We start from the raw sequence: 22,845 nt of genomic DNA, 5'->3' as shown, positions 1-22,845 counted from the left end.
ACGTCCAACCCGCAAGCCGCTGACATGTCCTCCATTCTCGTTCAGGTAATCGTCGGCGGCCTGTTGCTCGGCGCGGTCTACGCGCTATTTTCATCCGGCCTCACGCTGATCTGGGGCATGATGAACATCGTCAATTTCGCGCATGGCGATTTCGTCATGCTCGGAATGTACACCGCCTTCGTGGTCTGGACGCTGCTCGGCGTCGGGCCGCTGGCCGGGGTGCCGATCGCGGCCCTGGTGCTGGCGACCGTCGGTATCGTCGTCTATTTCGGGCTGATCCGCAGCGTGATGAAGGGGCCGATGCTGGCCCAGATTCTCGGCACATTCGGGCTTGCGCTGTTGCTGCGCTATTCCGTGTTCTGGGCTTTCGGTGCCAACTTCCTCACCCTGCCGGGGGACCTGGTCGGCGGCACCTATGACGTGCTCGGTATCAAGCTGCAGGCTTCGCGTCTGTTGGCCGGCGTCGTCGCATTGCTGGTGACGCTTGGACTGCATCTGCTGCTGACGCGCACTTCGCTCGGTTCGAAGATGCTCGCGGTTTCCGAGGATGCCACCGCGGCGCAACTGATGGGCATTCGCCCCGACAGCATGCAGGCGATCGCCTGGGCGATCGCGGCCGGCGCCACCGGCCTGGCCGGCGCGCTGATCGCGACCTTCTTCTATATCGCGCCGACGGTCGGCGAGACGCTTGGCATCGTCGCTTTCGTCACCGTGTCGCTCGGCGGTTTCGGCAGCGTGCCGGGGGCGCTGGTCGCGGGGCTCCTGATTGGCGTCATCGAGTCGGTTTCGGCCTATTTGATCGGCGGGATCTACAAGGACATCGTGGTGTATTCGCTGTTCCTGTGTTTCCTCTGGTTCCGGCCGCAAGGCCTGATGGGCAAGATGTGATGCGGCGTTTCCTCTGGCCATCGGTCGCCCTCGCGCTGGTCATCCTCTATCCGCTGGTGTTCACCACGCCGTTCCAGCAGCGGCTCGGCGCGCTGATCCTGCTCTATGCGATCGCGGCCTCCGCCTGGAACATCGTCGGCGGCTACGCCGGGCAGGTGTCGGTCGGCCATGTCGTGTTCTTCGGCTGCGGCGCCTATGCCTCGATGGCCGCGTATTCGCATTTCGGGTTGCCGCCCTTGGTCGGCATTCCCGCCGGGATCGTCGCCAGCGTGGCGATCGCCGCCGTGGTCGGCGTTCCGACGCTGCGGCTGTCGGGCCATTATTTCAGCATGGCGACGATCGCGGTCGCCGAACTCGCGCGCCTGATCGTCACCAACACCGAATATCTCGGCGCCGCTGTCGGCCTCAGCGGCCCGACCGTGCCGCGCACGGTGTTCGATCTCTCCTTCATCTCGGCATTGCCCTACTACTATCTGTTCCTCGCGGTTCTCCTGATTACGCTCGGCATCACCTGGTGGATGACCAACAGCCGGATCGGATTTTACCTGCGCGCCATCAAGGATTCCGAGCGCGCGGCGCGTTCGCTCGGTGCACCCGCGAGCCGCATCAAGCTCTACGCGTTCATGCTGAGTGCGGGACTTACCAGCGTCGGCGGCGCGCTCTATTCGATGATGTTCGGCTTCGTCGATCCGGAATCCGGCCTTGGCATCCTGATCTCGGTAAAAATGCTGATCATGGCGGCGCTTGGCGGCGCCGGGCTGCTGTTCGGACCGCTGGTCGGCGCGGCGATCCTGGTGCCGCTGGAGGAAATCTCCAACAATCTGCTGGGCGGCAAGGGTGCAGGCCTCACCTTCGTCGTCTACGGCGCCATCATCGTGATCATCGCCCGGTTCCAGCCGGGCGGCATCCTGGCGCTGATCAACCGGCTGTGGGCGAAGCGCAAGCCTGCCGAGACGCCGGCTGCGCAGGGAGCACCCCATGCTTCTTGAAGCCCGCGACGTCACCAAAGCCTTCGGCAGCTTCAAGGCCGTCGACGCCGCCAGCGTCACGCTGGAGCAGGGCGACATTCTCGGCCTGATCGGTCCCAATGGCGCCGGCAAGTCGACCTTCTTCAACTGCCTGACCGGCGATCTGGTCTCGACCTCCGGCAAGGTGCTGTTCGAAGGCCACGACATCACTGCCATGACGCCGGAGGCGAGGGCGCAACTCGGGCTGGCGCGCACCTTCCAGGTGCCGCTGACGTTCGAAGGCATGACGGTGCTGGAAAACGTGATGATCGGCGCCTTCCTGCGCACATCGCATCGCGCGCAGGCCGAGGCAAAGGCCCGTGCCGTGCTGGAACGCGTCGGCATGAGCAAACTGGCGGATGCGCCGGCGCGTTCGCTCGGCACGCCCGGCCGCAAGCGGCTGGAGATCGCGCGCGCGCTCGCCACCGAGCCAAAAGTTCTGCTGCTCGACGAGGCGATGGCCGGGCTGACCCAGAGCGAGGTGCGGCTTGCGATCGACCTGGTGCGCGACATCCATCGCTCCGGCATCACGCTCGTGATCGTCGAGCACATCATGGAAGTGATCATGTCGCTGGCAAGCCGCGTCGTGGTGTTCCACCAGGGCAAGGAAATCGCGCGCGGCAGCCCGCGCGAGGTCACCGCCAATCCGGCCGTGATCGCAGCCTATCTCGGCACCCGCGCCGCCAAAGCCGCTGCCGGTCATACGCCGGTCGAATTGATGGGCGGACCCGCGACATGACCGGGGCGCTGCTTTCGATCCAGCATCTCGAAGTCCGCTACGGCGACCTGATCGGCGTGGCAGATGTTTCACTCGACGTGCCCGAGGGCAGCGTGGTGGCGCTGCTCGGCTCCAACGGCGGCGGCAAGACCACGGTGCTCAACGCCATCGCCGGGCTAATTCCTGTTCATGCCGGGTCGATCCGCTTCAACGGCGAGGAGATCGGCGGGCAGAGCGCGTTTGCGATCGTGCGCAAGCGCCTGGCGCTGTCGCCGGAAGGCTGGCGGCTGTTCGTGCAGCAGAGCGTCGAGAACAACCTGCTGCTCGGTGCGACGCCGCTGCGCGACAAGGCGCGCGTGGCCACGCTGCTGGAACGCGTCTACGAGATCTTTCCGAAACTGAAGGAACGCCGCACCCAGCGCGCCGGCACCATGTCCGGCGGCGAACGGCAGATGCTGGCGGTCGGCCGCGCGCTGATGAGCGATCCGAAACTACTGTTGCTGGACGAACCGTCGCTCGGCCTCGCGCCGGCCGTGGTCGAATCCATGTATGAGACGTTTGAGCGATTGCACCGGGAAGGTCTGACCATCCTGCTTGCCGAACAGTCGATCGAACTGGCGCTGGAAGTCTCGGACTTTGCCACCGTGCTTCAAGTCGGCAAGAGCGTGCTGTCAGGCACGGCGGCGGCGCTGGCGGCAGACCCGCAGGTGCAGAAGGCGTATCTCGGGGCGTGATGCGTAGGATGGGTGGAGCGAAGCGATACCCATCATCTTTGCGATCGTGAGTGATGGGTATCGCTGCACTCCACCCATCCTACCGGCCCTACGATTTCTGCTTCATCTCGGCTTCGAGCAGCAGCAACAGACAATCACTCAGCCGCACCTTCAACTCCGCGTCGTGCAGCGACAATGGTCCGGGATCGTTGAGGATCGCATTGACCAGCGTGCCGAGCACGACCTGAAAACCGAAGGCGATGGCGCGGCTCTTGGCGGCGCGGCGGCGCTTGCCCATGGCCGGCAGCAGGAGAGGGATGGCGCGTTCGGTGTTGGCGCGGGCCAGCGCCTTGAACGGGCTCCAACTGTCCGGCCGGTTGTCGTCGTGTTGCAGCGCTGCGTGCAGCACGCCCTCATGCGCGCGCATCCAGTCGATGATGCCGCCAACCAGCTGGCGACAGCGGGTTGCGAGGTCGGCGTCGCCGCGCGCATCGTCGGCCATTTCCGATACCCGTCGTTCGCCGTCGCGTGCGGCCAGCGCCATCAGCGCGTTGAAATAGGCGTTCTTGCTCTCGAACCGGCTGTAGAAGGCGCCGACGGTGGCGCCGACCTGCCGGCACAGCGCCTCGATCGACAATTCCGCGAGGCTGTGGGTGCGAAGCATGTCCGCGCCGGCCCCAAGCAGGGCCGCGGTGGTCTCGCGGCTGCGCTTCTGTCGCGACGGGGTGACGCCGGGAAGGTCGAATTCGCTGGGTCGGGACGGCATCGGGATATTGCATCTCCGTGCAAAATATCCATAATGATAATTCGGATTATGGTTTTTGGCAATGCCGTCCCGGGATGGTTCCCATCGACGGCATGGCCATCGCTTCGAGCGAAGCCGGCGGATCAACCGCGGTCGCAAATGGTACGGGAGGCAAGCATGGCGGCAGGCAACGCAAAATCGTTCGGCGGCGTCATCGACAAGACGGTGGCCGGCTCCAAGCCGTGGTGGCCGGATGCGGCAAAACCGCCGCAAGGCGCGCCCAATATCCTGGTCGTGCTGTTCGACGACGTCGGCTTTTCCGATTTCGGCTGTTACGGCTCGCCGATCAGGACGCCGACCATCGACCGGCTCGCGGCCGAAGGCCTGCGCTATTCCGGCTTTCACACCACCGCGATGTGTTCGACCACGCGCGCGGCGCTGTTGACCGGACGCAACCACCATTCGGTCGGCGTCGGCTGCCTCGCCAATTTCGACAGTGGCTATCCCGGTTACCGCGGCAAGATCGCGCGCGAGGCGGGGACGCTGGCGGAGATGCTGCGGCCGCACGGCTATCGCAACTACATGGTCGGCAAATGGCACGTCACGCCGCTGACCGAGAGCGGCGCCACCGGGCCGTTCGACGGCTGGCCGTTGGGGCGCGGCTTCGACCGCTTCTACGGCTTCCTTGACGCAGAGACCGATCAGTTCGCGCCCGAACTGGTCTCCGACAACACTCATATCGACCCGCCGGGGACGTTTGCCGATGGCTATCATCTGACATCGGATCTGGTCGATCAGGCGATCCGTTTCATCGCCGATCACACCGCCGACCGGCCCGATATCCCGTGGCTGACCTGGCTGGCGCCGGCGGCCTGCCACGCGCCGCATCAGGCCCCTGCCGAACTCATCAGGAGCTATGACGATACCTTCGCCCATGGCTGGGACATCGAGCGCGAGCAGCGCATGGCGCGCCAGAAAGCGATGGGGATCGTTCCGCAACAAACCAGAATGCCCCCACGCAACGACGGCGTCTGGGCCTGGGACAGCTACAATGACGACGAACGGCGCCTGTTCACGCGGCTGCAGGCGGCCTTTGCCGGCATGCTCGACCACGCCGACCAGCATCTCGCCCGGCTGATCGGGTTTCTCGACACCGCCGGTATTCGCGACAACACCCTGATCCTGGTGCTGTCGGACAATGGCGCCAGCCAGGAGGGCGGGCCGCTCGGCTTCGTCAACGCGATGGGGCCGTATAATTTTCGTCCCGAGCCGATCGCGGAAAAGATACGACGGATCGACGATATCGGCGGACCCGACTCGCACAGCAATTTCCCGCACGGCTGGGCGATGGCGTCGAATACGCCGCTGCGGCGCTACAAGCAGAACACCCACGGCGGCGGCATCCGCGATCCCTTCATCATGAACTGGCCGAACAGGATCGCCGCCAAGCGCGAGCTGCGCCATCAATTCGTGCACGCCTGCGACCTGACGCCGACGCTGCTCGACCTGATCGGCGTCAAACCGCCAGCGGAAATTGCCGGCATTCCCCAGATGCCGATGGAGGGCGAAAGCTTTGCCCGCTCCATCAGCGATGCGTCGGCGCCGTCAAAGTCCTCCTCGCAATATTTCGAAATGTTCGGCCATCGCGGCATCTGGCAGAACGGCTGGAAGGCAGTCTCCTTCCACCCCTCGGGCACGCCGTTCGAGAACGACAAGTGGGAGCTGTTCCATCTCGACCAGGATTTCCCCGAAACCAACGATCTCGCGGAAAAAGAGCCCGAGCGCCTGGCCGAGATGGTCAAGCTGTGGTGGAGCGAGGCCGAGAAGCACAATGTGCTGCCGCTCGACGATCGTTTCGCGGCGCGGTTTGCGGAAAACGCGGCGCGGTTCCAGGGTGCGCGCAACAAGTTCACCTTCCATGCCGGCATGGGCCATGTGCCGACCGATGTCGCGCCCGATGTCCGCAGCCGCAGCTACACCATCGAAGCCCATGTCGAGATCGGCGAGCGAGGCGCCGAGGGCGTGCTGATCGCGCACGGCGATATGACGACCGGCTACAGCCTGTACGTCAAGGACGGCTTGCTGGTGCACGACCTCAATATCGGCGGCGGCCATGAGATCGTGACTTCGAGCCGCAAGGTGCCGGCGGGGGCGCATCGCCTCGGCGTGCATGTCGAGCGGCTGGTGCGCAAGGAGGCGCCGGCCAAGGGCGCGCGGACCGGGGTGACGGCCTATACGCTCGTGATCGACGGTGAACCCGTGGGCTCCATCGAGACCCAGCTCGGATTCAACAATTTCATCTCCTGGTCCGGCCTCGACATCGGCCGCGACCGCTCCAGCCCGGTCTCGCACTACACCGCGCCGTTCGAATTCACCGGGAGACTGTTACGGGTGACGGTCGACATGCATGAGGACCAGAAGCTCGACGGCGACGGCGTCGGGGCCGCGGAAATGGCGCGGCAGTAGGCAAGGTCTTTCCTCGTCGTTGCGACGAGCGCAAGCGACGAAGCAATCCATCTATCCGTTATGCCGCGAAATGGATTGCTTCGCTGCGCTCGCAATGACGGTGATAGTGCTCGCGTCCGCCTACTTGATCTTGTCGTACGCCGCGGCGAAATCGGTGAGCGGCATCGGGATCGCGATCACTTCCTTGGCTAGGTTCTGGAACGAGACCTTGAGCTGCTTGCCCGTCTTCATCGCCGCCAGCATCTCGGGCGAAATCGGCGTATTGGTGTAGCAGCCGCGCTGCTCACAGGTCTGGATCTGCAGGTCTGTAGCCTTGCCGTCATCGACCTGCAGCTTGGCGCCGGCCGGCAGGTTCAGCCCGAGCGGCAGTTGAATGACGGCGACCGGCGCATGGGTATCCGCGGGAACGCGAATGTTGATCAGCACGATCAGTTGACCGGTCTTGGTCAGCACGGCGGTCTGCTCGATCGCGCATTCGAGCGGCGCACCGCGGCTGACGCTGCTGCATCGCGCGCTCCAGCCGGGAGCGGCGGGCGGGTTTGCAGGCGCGGCCTCGGCCTGCGCGGTGGCCGGAGCCGCCGTCGCCGCCACCGGCGCTGCCTGTGCGGCAGGCGCGCTTTTGGCTTTGGGAGCCTGGGCGTAGCCCAGACCCGGCAGGCCGGGCGCCATGGCCAGGGCAAACGTGATGGTGATGAAAAGTCTGACTGAATTTTTCAATGAACCGGCTCCGGAATGTGCACCCTTCGGATGTGCCGTTGGCCGGTTAAAGTCAAGTCACTCGGCCGCCTGCTTGACCGAACTGTGCGTGTCCGGACGCTCCGCTTCGTCTGATGGCGTCGATCGCCCCCAACCCGCAAACGCGTTCGAAAGCCGGTCGAGATAGAGATATACGACAGGCGTCGTGAACAGCGTCAGCGCCTGGCTGACGATCAGGCCGCCGACCATCGCGTAACCGAGCGGCTGGCGGATTTCCGAACCGGTGCCGGTGCCGAGCATCAGCGGCACGCCGCCGAGCAGGGCCGCCATTGTCGTCATCATGATCGGGCGGAACCGGAGCAGCGCCGCCTTGCGGATGGCGGCCTCAGGCTCCAGATGCTCGTCGCGTTCGGCCGAGATCGCGAAGTCGACCATCATGATGCCGTTCTTCTTCACGATGCCGATCAGAAGCACGATGCCGATCAGCGCGATCAGGCTGAAGTCGAAGCCGAACAGCATCAAGATGGCGAGCGCGCCGACGCCGGCGGATGGCAGTGTCGACAGGATCGTGATCGGGTGGATGTAGCTTTCGTAGAGAATGCCGAGGATCAGGTACACCACCACGAGCGCGGCCAGGATCAGCAGCGGCACGGTGCCGAGCGATTGCTGGAACGCCTGCGCCGTGCCCTGGAAGCTCGAATTGAGCGTCGTCGGCGCGCCGAGTTCGGCCATCGCCTTCTGCACGGCGACAGTGGCCTGGCCCAGCGCTACGCCCTGCGCGAGGTTGAAGCTGATGGTGATCGCCGGGAATTGGCCCTGATGGCTGATCGACAACGGCCGCACCGGGACGCTGGTCCAGGTCGCAAAGGTCGACAACGGCACCTGATCGCCCGTGGTCGGCGACTTCACATAGATCTTGTTCAGCGTGTCGAGACTGCCCTGCAATTCCGGCAGCACCTCGAGGATCACGTGATAGCTGTTGAGCTGCGTGAAGTACTGCGTCACCTGGCGCTGGCCGAACGCGTCATACAGCGTGTCGTCGATCAGTTGCGGCTGGATGCCGTAGCGCGAGGCGGTGTCGCGGTTGATCTTGAGCTCAAGCGTGGTGCCGTTGGTTTGCTGGTCGGTGGCGACGTCGCGCAACTCGGGCAAGGTCTGCATCTTCGCCAGAATCTTCGGCGCCCATGTATTCAGTTCGCCGAGATCTGCATCCTGCAGCGTGAACTCGAACTGGGTTCGGGTCGGCCGGCCTCCGAGCCGGACGTCTTGCGCAGCCTGCATATAGAGGCGGGCGCCCTCGACCTTTTCGAGCTTAGGCCGCAGCCGGGCGATGATCTGCTGCGCATTGGCCTTGCGCTCGTTGCGCGGCTTCAGCGTGATGAACAGGTTGCCGTTGTTGCCGGCGCGGCCGCTGCCGCCGATCGCCATCGCGACCGTGGCGACGTCGGGATCGGCCTGCACGATTTTGCCGAGCTCTTCCTGGTGCCGTTTCATGTCGGCGAAGGAAATGTCCTGGTTGGCTTCCGAGGTGGCGGTGATCAGGCCATTGTCCTGCTGCGGGAAGAAGCCCTTGGGAATGACGACGAACAGGTAGACCGACAGTCCAAGCGTGGCGAAGAAGATCATCAGCGTGGTGAACTTCCAGCGCAGCGCGAGGTCGAGACCGCGTTCATAGCCGCGCAGCATCGCGTCGAACGCGCTTTCGCTCCACTGGTAGAACCGGCCGTGTTTGGTCTCGCCATGCGCGCGCAGGAAACGCGAGGCCATCATCGGCGTCAGCGTCAGCGCCACGATCATCGACACGAAAATCGTCATCGCCAGCGTGACGGCGAATTCGCGGAACAGCCGTCCGATGATGCCGCCCATCAACAGCAGCGGGATCAGCACCGCGACCAGCGAGACGCTGATCGACACGATGGTAAAGCCGATTTCCTGGGCGCCCTTGAAGGCGGCGGCCATCGGCTTCTCGCCTTCCTCGATATAGCGGGTAATGTTTTCGAGCATCACGATCGCGTCGTCGACCACGAAGCCGACGGCGATGGTCAGCGCCATCAGCGACAGATTGTCGAGCGTGTAACCGAACACCCACATCAGCGCGCAGGCGCCGAGCAGCGCCAGCGGCACCGTGACAGTCGGGATCACGGTGGCCCAGAAGCTACGCAGGAAAACGAAGATCACCATCACCACCAGCGCGATGGTCAAGAGCAGGGTGAATTGCACGTCTTCGACTGCGGCGCGGATGGTCTGGGTACGGTCGCTGATGAGCTCGATCTTGATGGCCGGCGGGATCGCCGCGACCAGCCGCGGCAGCGTCGCCTTGATCTTGTCGACGGTCTCGATGACGTTGGCGCCGGGCTGCTTGAACACCACCAGGAACACGCCGCGCTTGCCGTTGGCCCAGGCCGCCTGCTTGGCGTCCTCCGGACCGGTGACGGCCTGGCCGATATCCTTGATCCGCAGCGGGCCGCCGTTGCGATAGGCGATGATGACGTCGTTCCAGTCCTTGGAATCGAGCAACTGGTCGTTGGCGTAGATCGTATAGGCGCGGGTATCGCCGTCGATGTTGCCCTTCGGGCTGTCGACAGTCGTGATCGCGATCGCGGCGCGCACGTCCTCCAGGGAAAGGCCCTTGGCGACGAGCTTGGCCGGATCGATCTGGACGCGGATCGCGGGCTTTTGCTGGCCGCCGATGATGACCTGGGCGACGCCGGATATCTGGCTGATCTGCTGCGCGAGCTGGGCGTCGACGGCATCGCTGACGGTGGTCAGCGGCAGTGTGTCTGATGTTGCCGACAACAGCAGGATCGGCGAATCCGCCGGGTTGACCTTGCGATAGGTCGGCGGCGAGGGGAGGTTTTTCGGCAACTGTCCGCCGGCGGCATTGATCGCGGCCTGGACGTCGTTGGCGGCGGCATCGATCGAGCGGTTGAGATCGAACTGGATCGTTACCGCGGCGGTGCCGAGGTAACTGGTAGAGGTCATCTGCGCGACGCCGGGAATCTGCGCGAGCTGACGTTCCAGCGGCTGCGCCACCGACGAGGCCATCGTTTCGGGGCTGCCGCCCGGAAGCGAGGCCGCAACCTGGATGGTCGGGAAGTCGACCTGCGGCAGCGGCGCCACCGGCAGCAGCGGATAGGCGACGAGGCCGACGAACAGAATCCCCGCCATCATCAGCGAGGTGCCGATCGGATAGCGAATGAAGGGCGCCGAGATTCCGTCGCTCATTCCTGTTTGACCTTGGCCTGGGCCGGATCTGAACTCGCCACTGCTGTCGAGACCAGTGTGCCGGGCTGTACCTTGTACTGGCCGGCCGTGATCACCTGCTCGCCGGGCGACAGTCCTTCATCGACAACCGAACGTCCATCGATCGACCGCGTCGACTTGATCTTGCGCAGTTCGGCCTTGTTCTCGGGCGTGACCGCAAAGGCATAGAGGCCGTCGGTACCATGTTGGATGGCATCGTCGGGCACCACGGTGGCGTCCTTCAAGGTTGTGATCAGGAGCCGGGTCGAAACCGACTGGCCCGGCCACAGCGCGTGGTCCTTGTTGTCAAACACCGCCTTGAGCCGAATAGTCCCGCTTGTCGTATCGACCTGGTTGTTGATCAGCGACAGCGTTCCCGTCGACAGCGCGCGCTTGCCGTCGGTGGAGAGCGCGATCGTCTTCGGCGGGGAGGCGGCCAGCGCCCCCTTGATGTCCGGCAACTGGTCTTCGGGGGCGGTAAAGATCACGGCGATCGGCTCGATCTGGGCGATGGACACGATGCCGGTCTGGGTCGCGGCGTTGACGATATTGCCGACGTCGACCTGGCGCAGGCCCACGACGCCGGAGATCGGCGCCTTGACGGTCGCGTAATCGAGCTGGGTTTGTGCGTTCGAGATCGCCGCTGCGTCGGCCTGAATCTGCGCCGTCAGTTGCGCTACGGTGGAGCGCTGGGTGTCGGTCTGCTGCCGGGTCGCGAATTCGCCGAGCTTGGTATAGCGCTGCAGGTCGAGATTGGCGTTGGCGAGATTGGCTTCGTCCTGGGCCTTCTTGGCGGTGGCCTGATCGAGGGCCGCCTGGAACGGCCGCGGATCGATCTCGACCAGCGTGTCGCCTTCCTTGACGAACTGGCCTTCCTGGAAAGCGATCTTGTTGATCTGGCCATCGACCCGGCTGCGGACCACCACCGTGTTGAATCCCTGCACGGTGCCGAGACCGGTCAAATAGACCGGAAAATCGGCCTTTTCGACGGGGGCGATCTTGACGGGGACGGCGACGCGGGCCGGCGCGCGCTTCTGGGCGTCAGCCTGTGCCGACTGCTCCTGACCGTGGAATTTCTGCCAACCGAAATAACCCAGCCCGACGATCGCCGCGGCCAGCAACACCCAGCGGATGGTTCGCGATGTCGACATACGGTCCCATGGGTTCAAAAGACAACGAATGGGTGCTCAAAACGGTTCCCCAAGGCCGTCAGATATAGTCTGCCGGTGCGACATATGTACACACACTAACGCTTGAGAATTCTAAACAATTGGAAAGGTTTGCGGGGTTTTCTCCTCTGGATTGCGCGATCCGGAAAATAGCGCCTGGGGCGAGGCGCGGAGCTGTCGGCGGCCGGTCCGCCGGCGCCTCCTGCGCCATGGCATTGGCCGGGAGCAAAGCAAGGCTTGCGCGCGCACGTCGCGCCGGCGCCATCCCGGTCCGGGTTGAAACGCGAAGGGATGTCGTCCGCGCGCATCGCCAACAACTCGCCCGATCCGCTGCGCTTCCTCACTGACCTCGGCGACGAGATCAAAGCCGTGGTGAAGGGCGCCAACATCGCCGACATGAACCGCGGATCGCGTCAACCGCATCGCGCAATCCAACGTCGATCAACTGCGTTTGCGAATGAAGCCGCGGCGCGGCGATCGAGGGGCTGCCGAAGTTGCCCGATGCAGGTAACGCCAGATTTAGCGGTATTTCCCGGGCCTGTTTAGAACGCTTACAAAGTGCCGTTTAGAACGATTTGAAACTGCAGATTAGAATCGTTTTGATCTGGATGGATTCAAGAATCTCCGCGCGTATTCGCGTTGACCGCTCTTTGCACGCTCAGTACCAAGCCATCGGGCTAACTCGTCGCGCATCAAAATGACACGCGATCGAATTGTGGTTGGGGCACGCAGTGACAAAAAGAAACGCACAGAAGAATCGAATCAACTTGATCGCCAAAGCGGCGTTGCTTTCCGTCAGTTGCACGGCGCTCGGCCTGTTGAGCGACATTGCAGCGGTCCGCGCGCAGTCCTCCGACAATCAAAAACAACTCCCGGCGATCGAAGTGTCGCCGCCGCCGCAGGCCAAGCGGCGCGCCACTGGCATTCCCACGGCGCAGCGCGCCAGTCGCGGCGCGCAACGCCGATCTCAGGCTGCGCGCGCCCCGGAACCGCAGGCCGCGCCGAAGAGCTTTGGGGTTTCGCAAGCCGCGCGCACCGGCACCGTCGGCGTCTATGCCAACAGCACCTCGAGCGCGACCAAGACCAACACGCCGCTGGTCAACATCCCGCAGTCGGTCGCGGTCGTGACCAAGGACTTCATCCGCGACCAGAGCTTTCAGAGCGTCACCGATGTGACGCGCTACGTGCCGGGCGTGGCGATCCACCAGGGCGAAGGCAATCGCGACGAACTCGTGATCCGCGGTGTCGATTCCAGCGCCAATTTCTTCGTCAACGGCTTTCGCGACGACGTGCAGTACTTTCGCGACCTCTACAACACCCAGAGCCTCGAAATACTGAAAGGGCCGAGCGCGCTGATCTTCGGCCGCGGCGCCGGCGGCGGGCTGGTCAATCGTACGCTCAAGGAAGCCGACGGCACGCGGGTGTACGAAGCCACGATGCAGACCGGATCGTACAACGACCGCCGCGTCTCGCTCGACGCCGGGCAGGCCGTCAATGAGAACGTCGCGGTGCGCCTCAACGCCTTCTACGAAGGCAGCGAAACCTTCCGCGACTTCGGCCATCTGGAGCGCTACGGCTTCAATCCGACGGTCACGCTGAAGCCGAGCGACGACACCACCGTGAAGCTGAGCTACGAGTTCTTTCACGACTTCCGGCTGTCCGATCGCGGCAATCCCTCGCAAGGTATCGTCGGCGGGGCGACAAGGTTCAATCCGACCACGCCGTTCGCGCCGAATGGCGACATGACCAAATTCTTCGGCAGTCCGCTCTACAACAGCGCCAAGGTCGAGGTGCAGACCGGCATGGCCGTCATCGAGCACGATTTCGGCAACGGGCTGACGGTCAGGAACGGATCGATCTATTCCGACTACAACCGCGGCTACCGCAACGTCTATCCGGGTGGCACCGGCGCACCGGCCTCGGCCGGCGGCGGCGCGGTGACGCCGGATCAGACGCAGCTCGCGCTGAACGCATATCAGAACTACACACCCCGTGAGAACGCGTTCAACCAGACCGATTTCATTTACAAGACCGTGACGGGCCCGATCCGCCACACCGTGGCCTTCGGCACCGAGTTCGGCCGTCAGACCGGCCTGTCGCTGCGCGATTCTGGCTTCTTTCCGGACAACGGCAACAAGTCGTTTGTGATCGTCAATCCGTTCAACGCCGCCTATCTCGGCCCGGTCAACTTCAATCACATCTCAACCGACGCCAACAGCAAATACCGGCTCAATATCGCCTCGGGCTATGTCCAGGACCAGATCGAGTTGACACGCTGGCTGCAGTTCCTGGTCGGTGCCCGTTACGACAGTTTCGATATGACCGCCCTCGACCTCAATACCAACATCCAGCGCAACCGGGTCGACGGAAATGTTTCGCCGCGCGCGGCCGTCATCGTCAAGCCCGTGGATAGTGTGTCGCTGTACACGGCCTGGAGTGTCTCGTATCTGCCGGCGTCGGGCGACCAGTTCAGTGCATTGAGCACCGGCACCCTGATCCTGCAGCCGCAGAAATTCGAGAACACCGAAATCGGCGCGAAATGGAACATCAATCCCAAGCTGCTGTGGACCGCTGCGGTCTATGATCTCATTCGCACCAACGTGCCGATTGCAAATCCGAACGGTGACGGGACTTTCTTCCCGAGCGGCGCGCACAAGATCCGCGGGTTCGAAACGGCCCTGACCGGTTACGTGACGCCCGAATGGCAGTCCGTGATCGGCTATGCCTACACGAACGCGCGGATTACCAGTGACACGTCGACGACGATCGTTGCCGGCAATCGCGTGCAGCTCGTGCCCTACAACCAGTTCTCGCTGTGGAACAAGTACCAGTTCAACCCGACCTGGGCGGCTGCGCTCGGCGTGATCTATTTCTCGGATTCCTTCGCCTCTTCCGACGACACCGTGCGGCTGCCCGGGTTCGTCCGCGTCGATGCCGCGGTTTATGCGAAGATCGACGAGATGTGGCGGGTGCAGCTCAACGTCGAGAACCTCTTCAACAAGGGCTACTGGGCGACGGCCGACAGCAACAACAACATTTCGCCCGGCCAGCCGCGCACGTTCCGCCTGACCGCGATGGCGAAATTCTAGCGGCTCGGAACAGGCGGAGGAGGCCACCTGAAACGGATGATGCCGATGCCGTGAGCAGGGGTACTTGCGCCTTTTTTCGAGCGCCGGAGCGTGTTACGGCATGCCGCTCCCGCGATCTGATTGAGGCTTGGACGTCGGATTTGGGCTATGGTTTGGGCTTGTTCGCCGAATTGACCTTGCGATGATCCGCCGAGCGGCAGCTACCGAGGCGAAGGAAAAGAGCGGCAATGTTTAGAATGATTCTTAAATTGCTGGCTGGCGCGGCGATCCTTGCCGCGGCCTCCGCCGCCGTCGCTCAACAGCGCGCCACGGTTCCCTCACCACAGGCGCCGGCGACGATCGGTCAGCCGGCCGTAGCGGTGCCGCCGCCGGCCGTCGTTCCCGCGCCGGCGCCAGCCGCCGCAGCCGCGCCCGCGGAGACCGATACGGCCGCCCCGCCGCCCGAGCGGGAAGGCAAACTGTTGAAAGCGGCCGGAGTTGAGCTGCGCGAATTCTCGCCGTGGTCGATGTTCCTGTCGGCGGATGTGGTGGTCAAGGCGGTCATGATCGGCCTTGCCTTTGCGTCGCTTGTCACCTGGACGATCTTTATCGCCAAGATGATCGAACTGTCCGTCGTGCAGCGCAACCTGCGCGCGGCGCTCGGCAAGATCGCGGACGCCCGGTCGCTGGCGGAAGCGCAATTCGCGCTGGGCTCGAAGGGCAGCGTGCTGTTTTCGTTGCTGGCAGCCGCCATGCGCGAGGCGCGGATGTCGGCCGGAATTTCCAGCGACGCCGGCATCAAGGAACGCGCTGCGTCGAGTTTTGGCGAAATCGTGCGCGCCGAGGCGCGACGGATTCGGCTGGGCATGGGCTTGCTGGCGACCATCGGCGCGACGTCGCCCTTTGTCGGACTGTTCGGCACCGTCTGGGGCATCATGAACAGCTTCATCGGCATTTCGAAATCGCAGACCACGAACCTGGCCGTGGTCGCACCCGGTATCGCCGAGGCGCTGCTGGCCACCGCGATCGGCCTCGTTGCGGCGATCCCGGCCGTGATCTTCTACAATCACTTCGCGCGCGTCACCAAAGGCTACATGGAGCAGGTCGGCCGGGCCTCGGGCGCCGCGGGCCGGCTGCTGTCGCGCGATCTCGACCGCACCCATGTCAGTTCCGTCAGCGGTTCGCATTCCCGCGCAGCGGCGGAGTAGCCGATGGGCGTTTCACTCGCCGATACCGACCTCGATGACGACAGCGATTTCGCGGAATCGCACGAGATCAATGTCACGCCGTTCATCGACGTCATTCTGGTCCTGCTGATCATCTTCATGGTGGCGGCGCCGCTGTCGACCGTCGATCTGCCGATCGACCTGCCGACATCGACCGCAATCCCGCAGAAGAAGCCGGACAAGCCGACCTATGTCAGCATCAAGCCGGATCTCGCGGTCGCGATCGGGGAGAACCTGGTCAAGCGGGTCGATCTGGTCCGTACGCTGGATACGATGTCTGATGTCAGCAAGGATCGCCCGGTCTTCCTGCGCGCCGATCGCGCCGTACCCTATGGCGAACTGATGGACGTGCTGGAAATCCTGCGTTCCGGCGGCTATTCGAAAATCAAGCTGGTGGCGCTCGAAGGCGTTCCGGATGCGGCGGCGGCGCAAGCGGCGCCGGCCAGGCCGTGAGCGGCCTTGACGAACAAAAGCCGCCCCGGCGGCTTTGGGTTTTGGCCGCAGTGGCCGCGCTGGTGCTGCATGCCGGTGGCGCGGCGTTGGCCATCGCGCATCTGCAGACCGATGAGCCCGAAGATTCCGTTGGTGCCAACGCGATCGAGGTGGGGTTAGAACTGGCGTCGGTGCGCCGCGAAACGACCGACCTGCCGGCGGGGCCGGATACCGATGCGTCGATGGCGTCGCCGCAGCTCGCCGAGCAGAAGGCCGAGCTGAAGGAAACCGAACTTCCCCAGGACAAGCCGACCGAGACCGACGAGGCGGATCGGGTGGTGACGCCGAACGAGTCGAAGAAACCGAAGGAAGACGATCCGAAGGTCGCGGCGGTGCAGACCTCCGCTTCCACCGAGTCGGTTGCGGCCGAAGCCACGGCGACGCCGAGTTCGGACGCGATCCCGGAAGGGCCGCGCTCGATCGCGCCGGCGATCGGGACTGGCGAAACGGCGCGCCGTATTCGCGCGACTTGGCAGAAGGAACTGGTCGCCCATCTCGACAAGCACAAGCGCTACCCATCGGAACGCCAGCAAAAGGCCGCCGAGATCTATGTCCGCTTCACGCTGGACCGGCTGGGCCATGTGCTCTCGACCAGCATCGAGAAGGGCTCGGGCGATCCCGCGTTCGACGAGGCGGCACTGGCGATGGTGCGGCGCTCCGATCCGGTGCCGGCGCCGCCGCCGCTGGTCGCGGACGATGGCTTGAGTTTTACCGTGCCGGTGATTTTCCGCGTCAAGGGCAAGAACTGAGACTGCGTGAACCGTAGGATGGGTGGAGCGAAGCGATACCCATCGCCACACGGGCAGTATCGATGGGTATCGCTTCGCTCCACCCATCCTACGAATACAAAAAATGCCGGCGAGTGATCGCCGGCATTTCTGTTTAATCGTTGCTTAAACCTCAGCTCTTCTTCACCAGCGGGCAGACGCTCTTCTCGAGCGGGATGAAAGCTTCGTCAGCCGGGATGGTGGCGATGAGCTTGTAGTAGTCCCACGGATACTTCGACTCTTCCGGCTTCTTCACCTCGAACAGATAGGCCGGGTGGATCTTGCGGCCGTCGGCGCGGATCGAGCCCTTGCCGAACAGGGGATCGTCGGTCGGCAGCTCCTTCATCTTGGCGACCACTGCGCGGCCGTCATGCGGATTGCCGCCGAGCGCTTCCAGTGCCTTGAAGTAATGGATCAGCGAGGAATAGACGCCGGCCTGGACCATGGTCGGGGGCTGCTTCTTGAACTTCTCGTTGAAGCGCTTGGTGAAGGCGCGGGTCTGGTCGTTCATGTCCCAGTAGAAGGTCTCGGTGAAGTTCAGGCCCTGGGATACCTTCAATCCAAGGGAGTTCACGTCGGTGATGAACAGCAGCATGCCCGCGAGCTTCTGCCCGCCGGACACGATGCCGAACTCCGCCGCCTGCTTGATCGCGTTGGTGGTGTCGCCGCCGGCATTGGCAAGGCCGATGATCTTGGCCTTCGAGCTCTGCGCCTGCAGCAGGAACGAGGAGAAGTCGGCATTGTTGAGCGGATGCTTGACGCCGCCGACCACCTTGCCGCCATTGGCGGTGACGACCGCGGCGGTATCGCGCTCGAGCGCATGACCGAACGCATAGTCGGCGGTGAGGAAGAACCAGGTATCGCCGCCCGACTTGACCAGCGCCTTGCCGGTGCCGTTGGCGAGCATCCAGGTGTCGTAGACCCAGTGCACCGTGTTCGGCGAACATTGCGCGCCGGTGAGATCGGACGAAGCCGAACCGGAGTTCAGGTTGACGACGTTCTTTTCCTTGGCGAGGTTCGCGATGGCGAGGCCGACGCCGGAGCTGGCGAGATCGACGAACACGTCGACCTTCTCGACGTCGATCCATTGCTTGCCGATATTGACGCCGACGTCGGGCTTGTTCTGGTGATCGGCCGAGATCAGTTCGATCTTCCAGCCCTTGGCGAGCAACCCGGAATCATCGATTGCCATCTGGGCTGCGACCGACGAGCCGGGGCCGCCGATGTCCTGGTAGAGACCCGACTGGTCTCCCAGGCTTCCGACCTTGACGACCTTGTCCATGGTTTGCGCCAAGGCGCCGCCAGCAAATACTAAGGCGCCGCCAGCAATTAACGCGCCGCCGGCAAACACCAGGCTCGTGGTCATAATCAAGGCTGCGAGTGATCGCTTCATTTCCCCTCCAAGGACATTTTGAGTATTTCATTGAACTGAAGCGGTCATTATGCCCGGCATTCGGCCTGCCGCCTAGCCGTTGCGACCAATGGCCCGGGGGCGGGATATTCCGCTGCAGGGGAATTTGGCGAGCGGGGCCGGTACTCGGGGGCAGGTCAGTCGATGCGGCGCATGCACTGCTTCGCCTGCGCGCGCAATGAGATTGATTTCTCGCCCTGCGACAAAGTAACCCGACGGGCAAATCACCAAAAGTCTGTCCAGCCCTCGCGCGAAAGATATTCTGGTTGTGCCGTCGGGCAAATCAGAAGTTTAACTTCGCCCGTCTCGCAGCAAGCAGAGGGGCGATCGCGATCGTCACGACGTGCGGTGGGATGCGGTGGACGTGAGGCTGCGACTGACGAGCGTGGCTTTTGCGTACGGTGAAGTCGTGTGGGCCTGACGTCCCGGTGCTGGCGTCAAGTTGCGTGAGGGTGAAAGCTCTTGCAGATGATGGTGGCAAGAAAGCCGGTCACCAGGGCGAACGCGTATAAGCCGTAAAGCCATTGCGTGGGGGAGGCCGGAGTGTTCTCCGCTGAACCTGTATGCTCGTGGGCGCATCTTGTTATGCATCAAGCCTGCGAGACCGCGGGTGCAGCGCGCACCCGGTCTTCCCCGCGCCCTCTGACTTTTGGAGGGCAAACGAAATGCAAAACTTCGGGCGCTTTGCGCCGCGAGAATGAGGAGTCGCGTTCGCACATGTCTCAACGTCATTGCGAGAAGCGAAGCGACGAAGCAATCCATTCTTTCTTGTTGCGGCGCGAAGGATTGCTTCGCTTGCGCTCGCAATGACGGCAGTGGCTGTTTGAGAATTGAATCAGTAAAATTCGTAGCCCGGATGAGCGAAGCGACATCCGGGACCACGCTGTCGCCGCCCCGGATATCGCTTCGCTCATCCGGGCTACGCTGTTTGAAAATTGAATCAGAAAGCCTCGGCTATCGCCAGTAATAGCGGATGCCGACATACACCACGCAAAGGCAGGCGAAGATCAGCGCCACCGGCAGCCGCGGCTTGGACGCCGCCCCGGAGGCGGTGGGCTTCGGCTTCGGCGCCGGCCGGCGGAAGGCGGTGACGTTGCCGGTATCCGGGGCCGGATCGCTCGAACGTGGGGGGATCTCGGGCGGCGCGCCGGTGCCGCCCATCTCGGCATAATAGCTCTTGTACATGAGCTGGATGGTGGCCTCGGAAGCCTCTGCATCCGTCATCTTGCCGAGCATCTGCTTGTAGCTGACCAGGAAGTTCTGCGCCTCGGTGGGCAAAGCGGAGGCGCCGTTGAGTTTGGCCAGCATTTTCCAGGTCGCAAAGTCTGCCCTCGCACGGGTGTCCGCGCGTCGTGCGATCAACATGTCGGCAGCTTTTATCGCCATGGCCCCAAGCCGGTTCTTTCCTGCACCCGTCGTTTCTATCTCCGGTTTATTAGGCGTTGCCGGTGAGGAAGAGAAGCGCGCCGATCACATAGCCGGTAACTGTCCGCAGTATCGCCGAAATAACATCAAGATTTAGGCCGAGCTGCGTTCCCACTATCGGAAGCAGGATCAACAGGCCGATCAGGATCAGCATGCCATAGGGTTCCAGCCGGGACAGCGGGTACGCCAGGAACCGTGGCAGCAGCCCGACCGCCACCCGACCGCCGTCGAGCGGGGGGATCGGCAGCATGTTGAAGACCGCCAGCACGATATTGATCAGGAACGCGTTTTTGAGGTTGTCCGCGGTCCATTTCGCGGCGTCGGCGGGAACGAAGGGCAGGGCGTGGAACGCAAACGCCGCTGTTAGCGCCAGGATGATGTTGGTGACGGGGCCGGCGAGCGCCACCCAGACCATGTCGAGCCGGGGATGGTTCAGGTTGCGGAAATTCACCGGAACCGGCTTGGCATAACCGAACAGGAACGGCGAATGCGACAGCAGCAGAATGCCCGGCAGGATCAGGGTGCCGAAGGGATCGATGTGCTTCAGCGGGTTGAAGCTGACCCGCCCGAGCGCAAAGGCCGTGTTGTCGCCGAGGCGGTGGGCGACGAAGCCGTGGGCGGCCTCGTGAAAGGTGATGGCAATGACGAGCGGGAGCACCCAGACCGAGACGTCATATAAGGAGATGTTCAATCTGATGGCCCCTGAAGTTGTCCGGCATCGTAGCCCGGATGGAGCGAAGCGCAATCCGGGAGCGGCAGGCCGGAACGCCCCGGCTATGGCACCTTCGGCAGCCCGTATTGATGTTGCGGCAGACCATCGCCGATCCGCACCCACTCGATCTTCTCCGAGACCCAGATGTGCGGTCGGCGCAAAGGCGTTGCGGTCGTCGAAGGTGGCGAGCGCTACACCGACCGCGGTGCCGTTGGTGCGTCTCGAAAACAGCCTGGTGCCGCAGGCCTTGCAGAACTCGCGATGGAGTGTTTCCGACGACGGATAGCGCCCGGTCTCGCCCTCGACGTGGAGCGCGCGCGGCTCAAACAGCGCACGGGCGTAGAACGGCGAGCCCATCGCCTTCTGGCAAGTGCGGCAATGGCAGATGCGGACGTTGAGCGGCTCGCCCTCGGTCCGAAACCTGACCGCGCCGCACAGGCATCCGCCTTCCCGGGTCCCGCCCACGTCAGTAAGTCGCGCGGCCGCCGGAAATGTCGAACACCGCGCCGGTCGAGAAGGCGCAATCTTCCGACGCCAGCCATGCCACCATCGCCGCGAGTTCCTCCACCAGCACGAAGCGGGCCTTCGGAATCTTCGACAGCATGAAGTCGATATGGGTTTGCGTCATCTGGTCGAAGATCGCGGTCTTGGCCGCCGCGGGGGTCACCGCGTTGACGAGGATATCGTGCTGCGCGAGCTCCTTGCCGAGCGATTTGGTCAGCGCGATCACGCCGGCCTTCGAGGCCGAATAATGCGCGGCGTTGGGGTTGCCTTCCTTGCCGGCGATCGAGGCGATGTTGATGATGCGGCCGTACTTCTGCCTGAGCATCGCCGGTACCACCGCCTTGCAGCAGATGAACGGGCCGTCGAGATTGATGCTCATCACCTTGCGCCATTCCGCAAGGTCGGTTTCCCACACGGTCTTGTTGATGCCAGCAATGCCGGCATTGTTGACGAGGATATCGATCTTGCCGAGCGCCTTCAGCGTTGCGTCGGTCGTTTGCTGAACCGCAGCGAGGTCGGAGACGTCGACCTTGAAGGCTGTGACATTGGGGCCGATTTCCTTCGCGGTCTTTTCCGCGAACGGCAGGTCGTGGTCCCAGATCGCGACCTTGGCGCCGGAGGCGACGAAGCGTTCGGTGATGGCGCGGCCAAAACCCTGGGCGCCACCGGTGACGATGGCGCAGCGGCCGTTCAGATCGATCTTGTTCATGCGAGATCCTTTCGGTTGAAGATCCTCATGGTGAGGAGCGCTCTTGCGCGTCTCCGGACGATGCTTCGCATCGCCGGGCGAACCATGTGGCCCGTGGCCCATCCTTCGAGACGCCGCGCGGGCGCGGCTCCTCGGGATGAGGGGTGAGTTACAGCGTCCAGCCGCCGTCGATGATGTGAGCAACGCCGGTGGTAAACGCGCTTTCGTTGCTGGCGAGATAGACGGCGAGCATGGCGATTTCCTCGGCGGTGCCGAGCCGGCCCATCGGCTGCCGCGCGATGAACATCTCGCGGCCGTTGGGGCCCGCGGCCGCGGCGCGGTCCAGCATCGAGGGCGTCTCGATGGTGCCGGGGCAGATGCAGTTGCAGCGCACGCCCTTGGTGATGAAGTCGGCGGCGACGGCGCGCGTCAGCGCCGCGACCGCGGCCTTGGTGGCGCCGTAGACGTAGCGGTTGGGCGCCGCCTTGAAGACGCCCGCCGCAGAGGAAATGTTCACGATCGCGCCGCCACCATTTTCCAGCATGCCCGGCAGGAACGAGCGGATCGTGCGGTGCATCGACTTGACGTTGAGGTCGAACGAGAAGTCCCAGTCTTCGTCGGAGCATTCCAGCACGGTGCCGTGGTGCACGAATCCGGCCGCGTTGAGCAGGATGTCGGTCTTGCCGGCGCGCTTGGCCATCGCGGCCACCGCCGCGCTGTCGCGGGCATCGAGTTTTGCCACTTCGGCAATGCCTTCGCTCTTCAGCGCGGCAAGTTTGCCCTCGTCGATGTCGGTGGCGAATACGGTCGCACCCTCGCGCGCAAACGCCACCGCGCAGGCGCGGCCAATTCCAACGGCGGCAGCGGTAACGAAGGCACGCTTGCCCTTCAGGCGGTCTGACATGGT

18 protein-coding genes and 2 pseudogenes are annotated in these 22,845 nt (G+C 63.8%); 10 read left to right on the top strand and 10 right to left on the bottom strand.

Annotation, left to right across the window (positions count from 1 at the left end; genetic code table 11):
* The first annotated feature begins 24 nt into the window (after positions 1-24).
* From BLR13_RS01920 to BLR13_RS01905, 4 genes are read left to right on the top strand one after another with little or no spacing between them, the layout of a single operon-like run.
* Complete coding sequence (locus BLR13_RS01920; protein ID WP_074828169.1) at positions 25-888, top strand: branched-chain amino acid ABC transporter permease; 864 nt, start codon at positions 25-27, stop codon at positions 886-888.
* On the top strand, positions 888-1,877 hold the full coding sequence (locus BLR13_RS01915) for a branched-chain amino acid ABC transporter permease (protein ID WP_074828171.1): 990 nt from the start codon (positions 888-890) through the stop codon (positions 1,875-1,877). Before BLR13_RS01920 ends, BLR13_RS01915 begins: the two co-directional genes overlap by 1 nt.
* Positions 1,867-2,634 (top strand): ABC transporter ATP-binding protein, encoded by a 768-nt coding sequence (locus BLR13_RS01910; protein ID WP_074828177.1) that lies wholly within the window; start codon positions 1,867-1,869, stop codon positions 2,632-2,634. The genes BLR13_RS01915 and BLR13_RS01910 overlap by 11 nt, the downstream gene beginning before the upstream one ends.
* Entirely contained in the window at positions 2,631-3,347 is a 717-nt protein-coding gene (locus BLR13_RS01905; RefSeq protein ID WP_074828180.1) for an ABC transporter ATP-binding protein, read from the top strand. Before BLR13_RS01910 ends, BLR13_RS01905 begins: the two co-directional genes overlap by 4 nt.
* An 88-nt stretch (positions 3,348-3,435) precedes the next feature.
* Here the strand turns inward: BLR13_RS01905 and BLR13_RS01900 are convergent, their stop codons facing one another.
* Positions 3,436-4,092: a TetR/AcrR family transcriptional regulator gene (locus BLR13_RS01900; protein ID WP_074828183.1), complete on the bottom strand. Its 657-nt coding sequence runs from the start codon at positions 4,090-4,092 to the stop codon at positions 3,436-3,438.
* Positions 4,093-4,248: 156 nt separating this feature from the next.
* Between BLR13_RS01900 and BLR13_RS01895 the strand changes: the two genes are divergently transcribed.
* Positions 4,249-6,537: an arylsulfatase gene (locus BLR13_RS01895; protein WP_074828185.1), complete on the top strand. Its 2,289-nt coding sequence runs from the start codon at positions 4,249-4,251 to the stop codon at positions 6,535-6,537.
* A 120-nt stretch (positions 6,538-6,657) separates the two neighbouring features.
* On the opposite strand, the gene BLR13_RS01890 is transcribed toward BLR13_RS01895, so the two are convergent.
* The 3 genes from BLR13_RS01890 to BLR13_RS01880 all read right to left on the bottom strand — a co-directional run bounded on the left by BLR13_RS01890 (position 6,658) and on the right by BLR13_RS01880 (position 11,627).
* A complete protein-coding gene (locus tag BLR13_RS01890; RefSeq protein WP_074832103.1) occupies positions 6,658-7,206 on the bottom strand; it encodes an invasion associated locus B family protein in 549 nt (182 codons plus the stop codon).
* A 105-nt stretch (positions 7,207-7,311) separates the two neighbouring features.
* Entirely contained in the window at positions 7,312-10,458 is a 3,147-nt protein-coding gene (locus BLR13_RS01885; protein WP_074828186.1) for a multidrug efflux RND transporter permease subunit, read from the bottom strand.
* Entirely contained in the window at positions 10,455-11,627 is a 1,173-nt protein-coding gene (locus tag BLR13_RS01880; RefSeq protein WP_074828189.1) for an efflux RND transporter periplasmic adaptor subunit, read from the bottom strand. The genes BLR13_RS01885 and BLR13_RS01880 overlap by 4 nt, the downstream gene beginning before the upstream one ends.
* Before the next feature lie 309 nt (positions 11,628-11,936).
* On the opposite strand from BLR13_RS01880, the pseudogene BLR13_RS41465 reads away from it, so the two are divergent.
* From BLR13_RS41465 to BLR13_RS01855, 5 genes and pseudogenes are all read left to right on the top strand, one after another.
* Positions 11,937-12,156 (top strand): annotated as a pseudogene (locus BLR13_RS41465) (hypothetical protein).
* A gap of 256 nt (positions 12,157-12,412) precedes the next feature.
* The gene (locus BLR13_RS01870) at positions 12,413-14,734 is read left to right on the top strand and encodes a TonB-dependent receptor (protein WP_074828192.1); all 2,322 of its coding nucleotides are present in this window, start codon (positions 12,413-12,415) and stop codon (positions 14,732-14,734) included.
* Between the two features lie 227 nt (positions 14,735-14,961).
* Entirely contained in the window at positions 14,962-15,921 is a 960-nt protein-coding gene (exbB, locus tag BLR13_RS01865) for a tonB-system energizer ExbB (protein ID WP_083387656.1), read from the top strand.
* Positions 15,922-15,924: 3 nt separating this feature from the next.
* The gene (gene exbD / locus BLR13_RS01860) at positions 15,925-16,392 is read left to right on the top strand and encodes a TonB system transport protein ExbD (protein ID WP_074828194.1); all 468 of its coding nucleotides are present in this window, start codon (positions 15,925-15,927) and stop codon (positions 16,390-16,392) included.
* A 41-nt stretch (positions 16,393-16,433) separates the two neighbouring features.
* The gene (locus tag BLR13_RS01855) at positions 16,434-17,180 is read left to right on the top strand and encodes an energy transducer TonB family protein (protein ID WP_171945004.1); all 747 of its coding nucleotides are present in this window, start codon (positions 16,434-16,436) and stop codon (positions 17,178-17,180) included.
* 151 nt (positions 17,181-17,331) lie between these two features.
* On the opposite strand, the gene BLR13_RS01850 is transcribed toward BLR13_RS01855, so the two are convergent.
* The 6 genes and pseudogenes from BLR13_RS01850 to BLR13_RS01830 form a co-directional block, all read right to left on the bottom strand.
* The gene (locus BLR13_RS01850) at positions 17,332-18,591 is read right to left on the bottom strand and encodes an ABC transporter substrate-binding protein (protein ID WP_074828198.1); all 1,260 of its coding nucleotides are present in this window, start codon (positions 18,589-18,591) and stop codon (positions 17,332-17,334) included.
* Between the two features lie 972 nt (positions 18,592-19,563).
* Positions 19,564-19,974: a hypothetical protein gene (locus BLR13_RS01845; protein ID WP_074832109.1), complete on the bottom strand. Its 411-nt coding sequence runs from the start codon at positions 19,972-19,974 to the stop codon at positions 19,564-19,566.
* A 70-nt stretch (positions 19,975-20,044) separates the two neighbouring features.
* Positions 20,045-20,725, bottom strand: coding sequence for a site-2 protease family protein (locus tag BLR13_RS39825; protein ID WP_074832112.1), 681 nt, complete (start codon positions 20,723-20,725; stop codon positions 20,045-20,047).
* An 83-nt stretch (positions 20,726-20,808) separates the two neighbouring features.
* A pseudogene (locus tag BLR13_RS39820) lies at positions 20,809-21,211 on the bottom strand (GFA family protein).
* Position 21,212: 1 nt separating this feature from the next.
* Positions 21,213-21,959, bottom strand: coding sequence for an SDR family NAD(P)-dependent oxidoreductase (locus tag BLR13_RS01835; protein ID WP_074828201.1), 747 nt, complete (start codon positions 21,957-21,959; stop codon positions 21,213-21,215).
* 148 nt (positions 21,960-22,107) lie between these two features.
* The gene (locus BLR13_RS01830; protein WP_074828204.1) at positions 22,108-22,842 is read right to left on the bottom strand and encodes an SDR family oxidoreductase; all 735 of its coding nucleotides are present in this window, start codon (positions 22,840-22,842) and stop codon (positions 22,108-22,110) included.
* Between the last annotated feature and the right edge of the window lie 3 nt (positions 22,843-22,845).

The organism is Bradyrhizobium ottawaense (genome assembly GCF_900099825.1).
Lineage (GTDB): Bacteria > Pseudomonadota > Alphaproteobacteria > Rhizobiales > Xanthobacteraceae > Bradyrhizobium > Bradyrhizobium ottawaense_A.
Note: the sequence above shows the minus strand (reverse complement) of the source record. Positions and strands in the feature narration are given on the sequence as shown.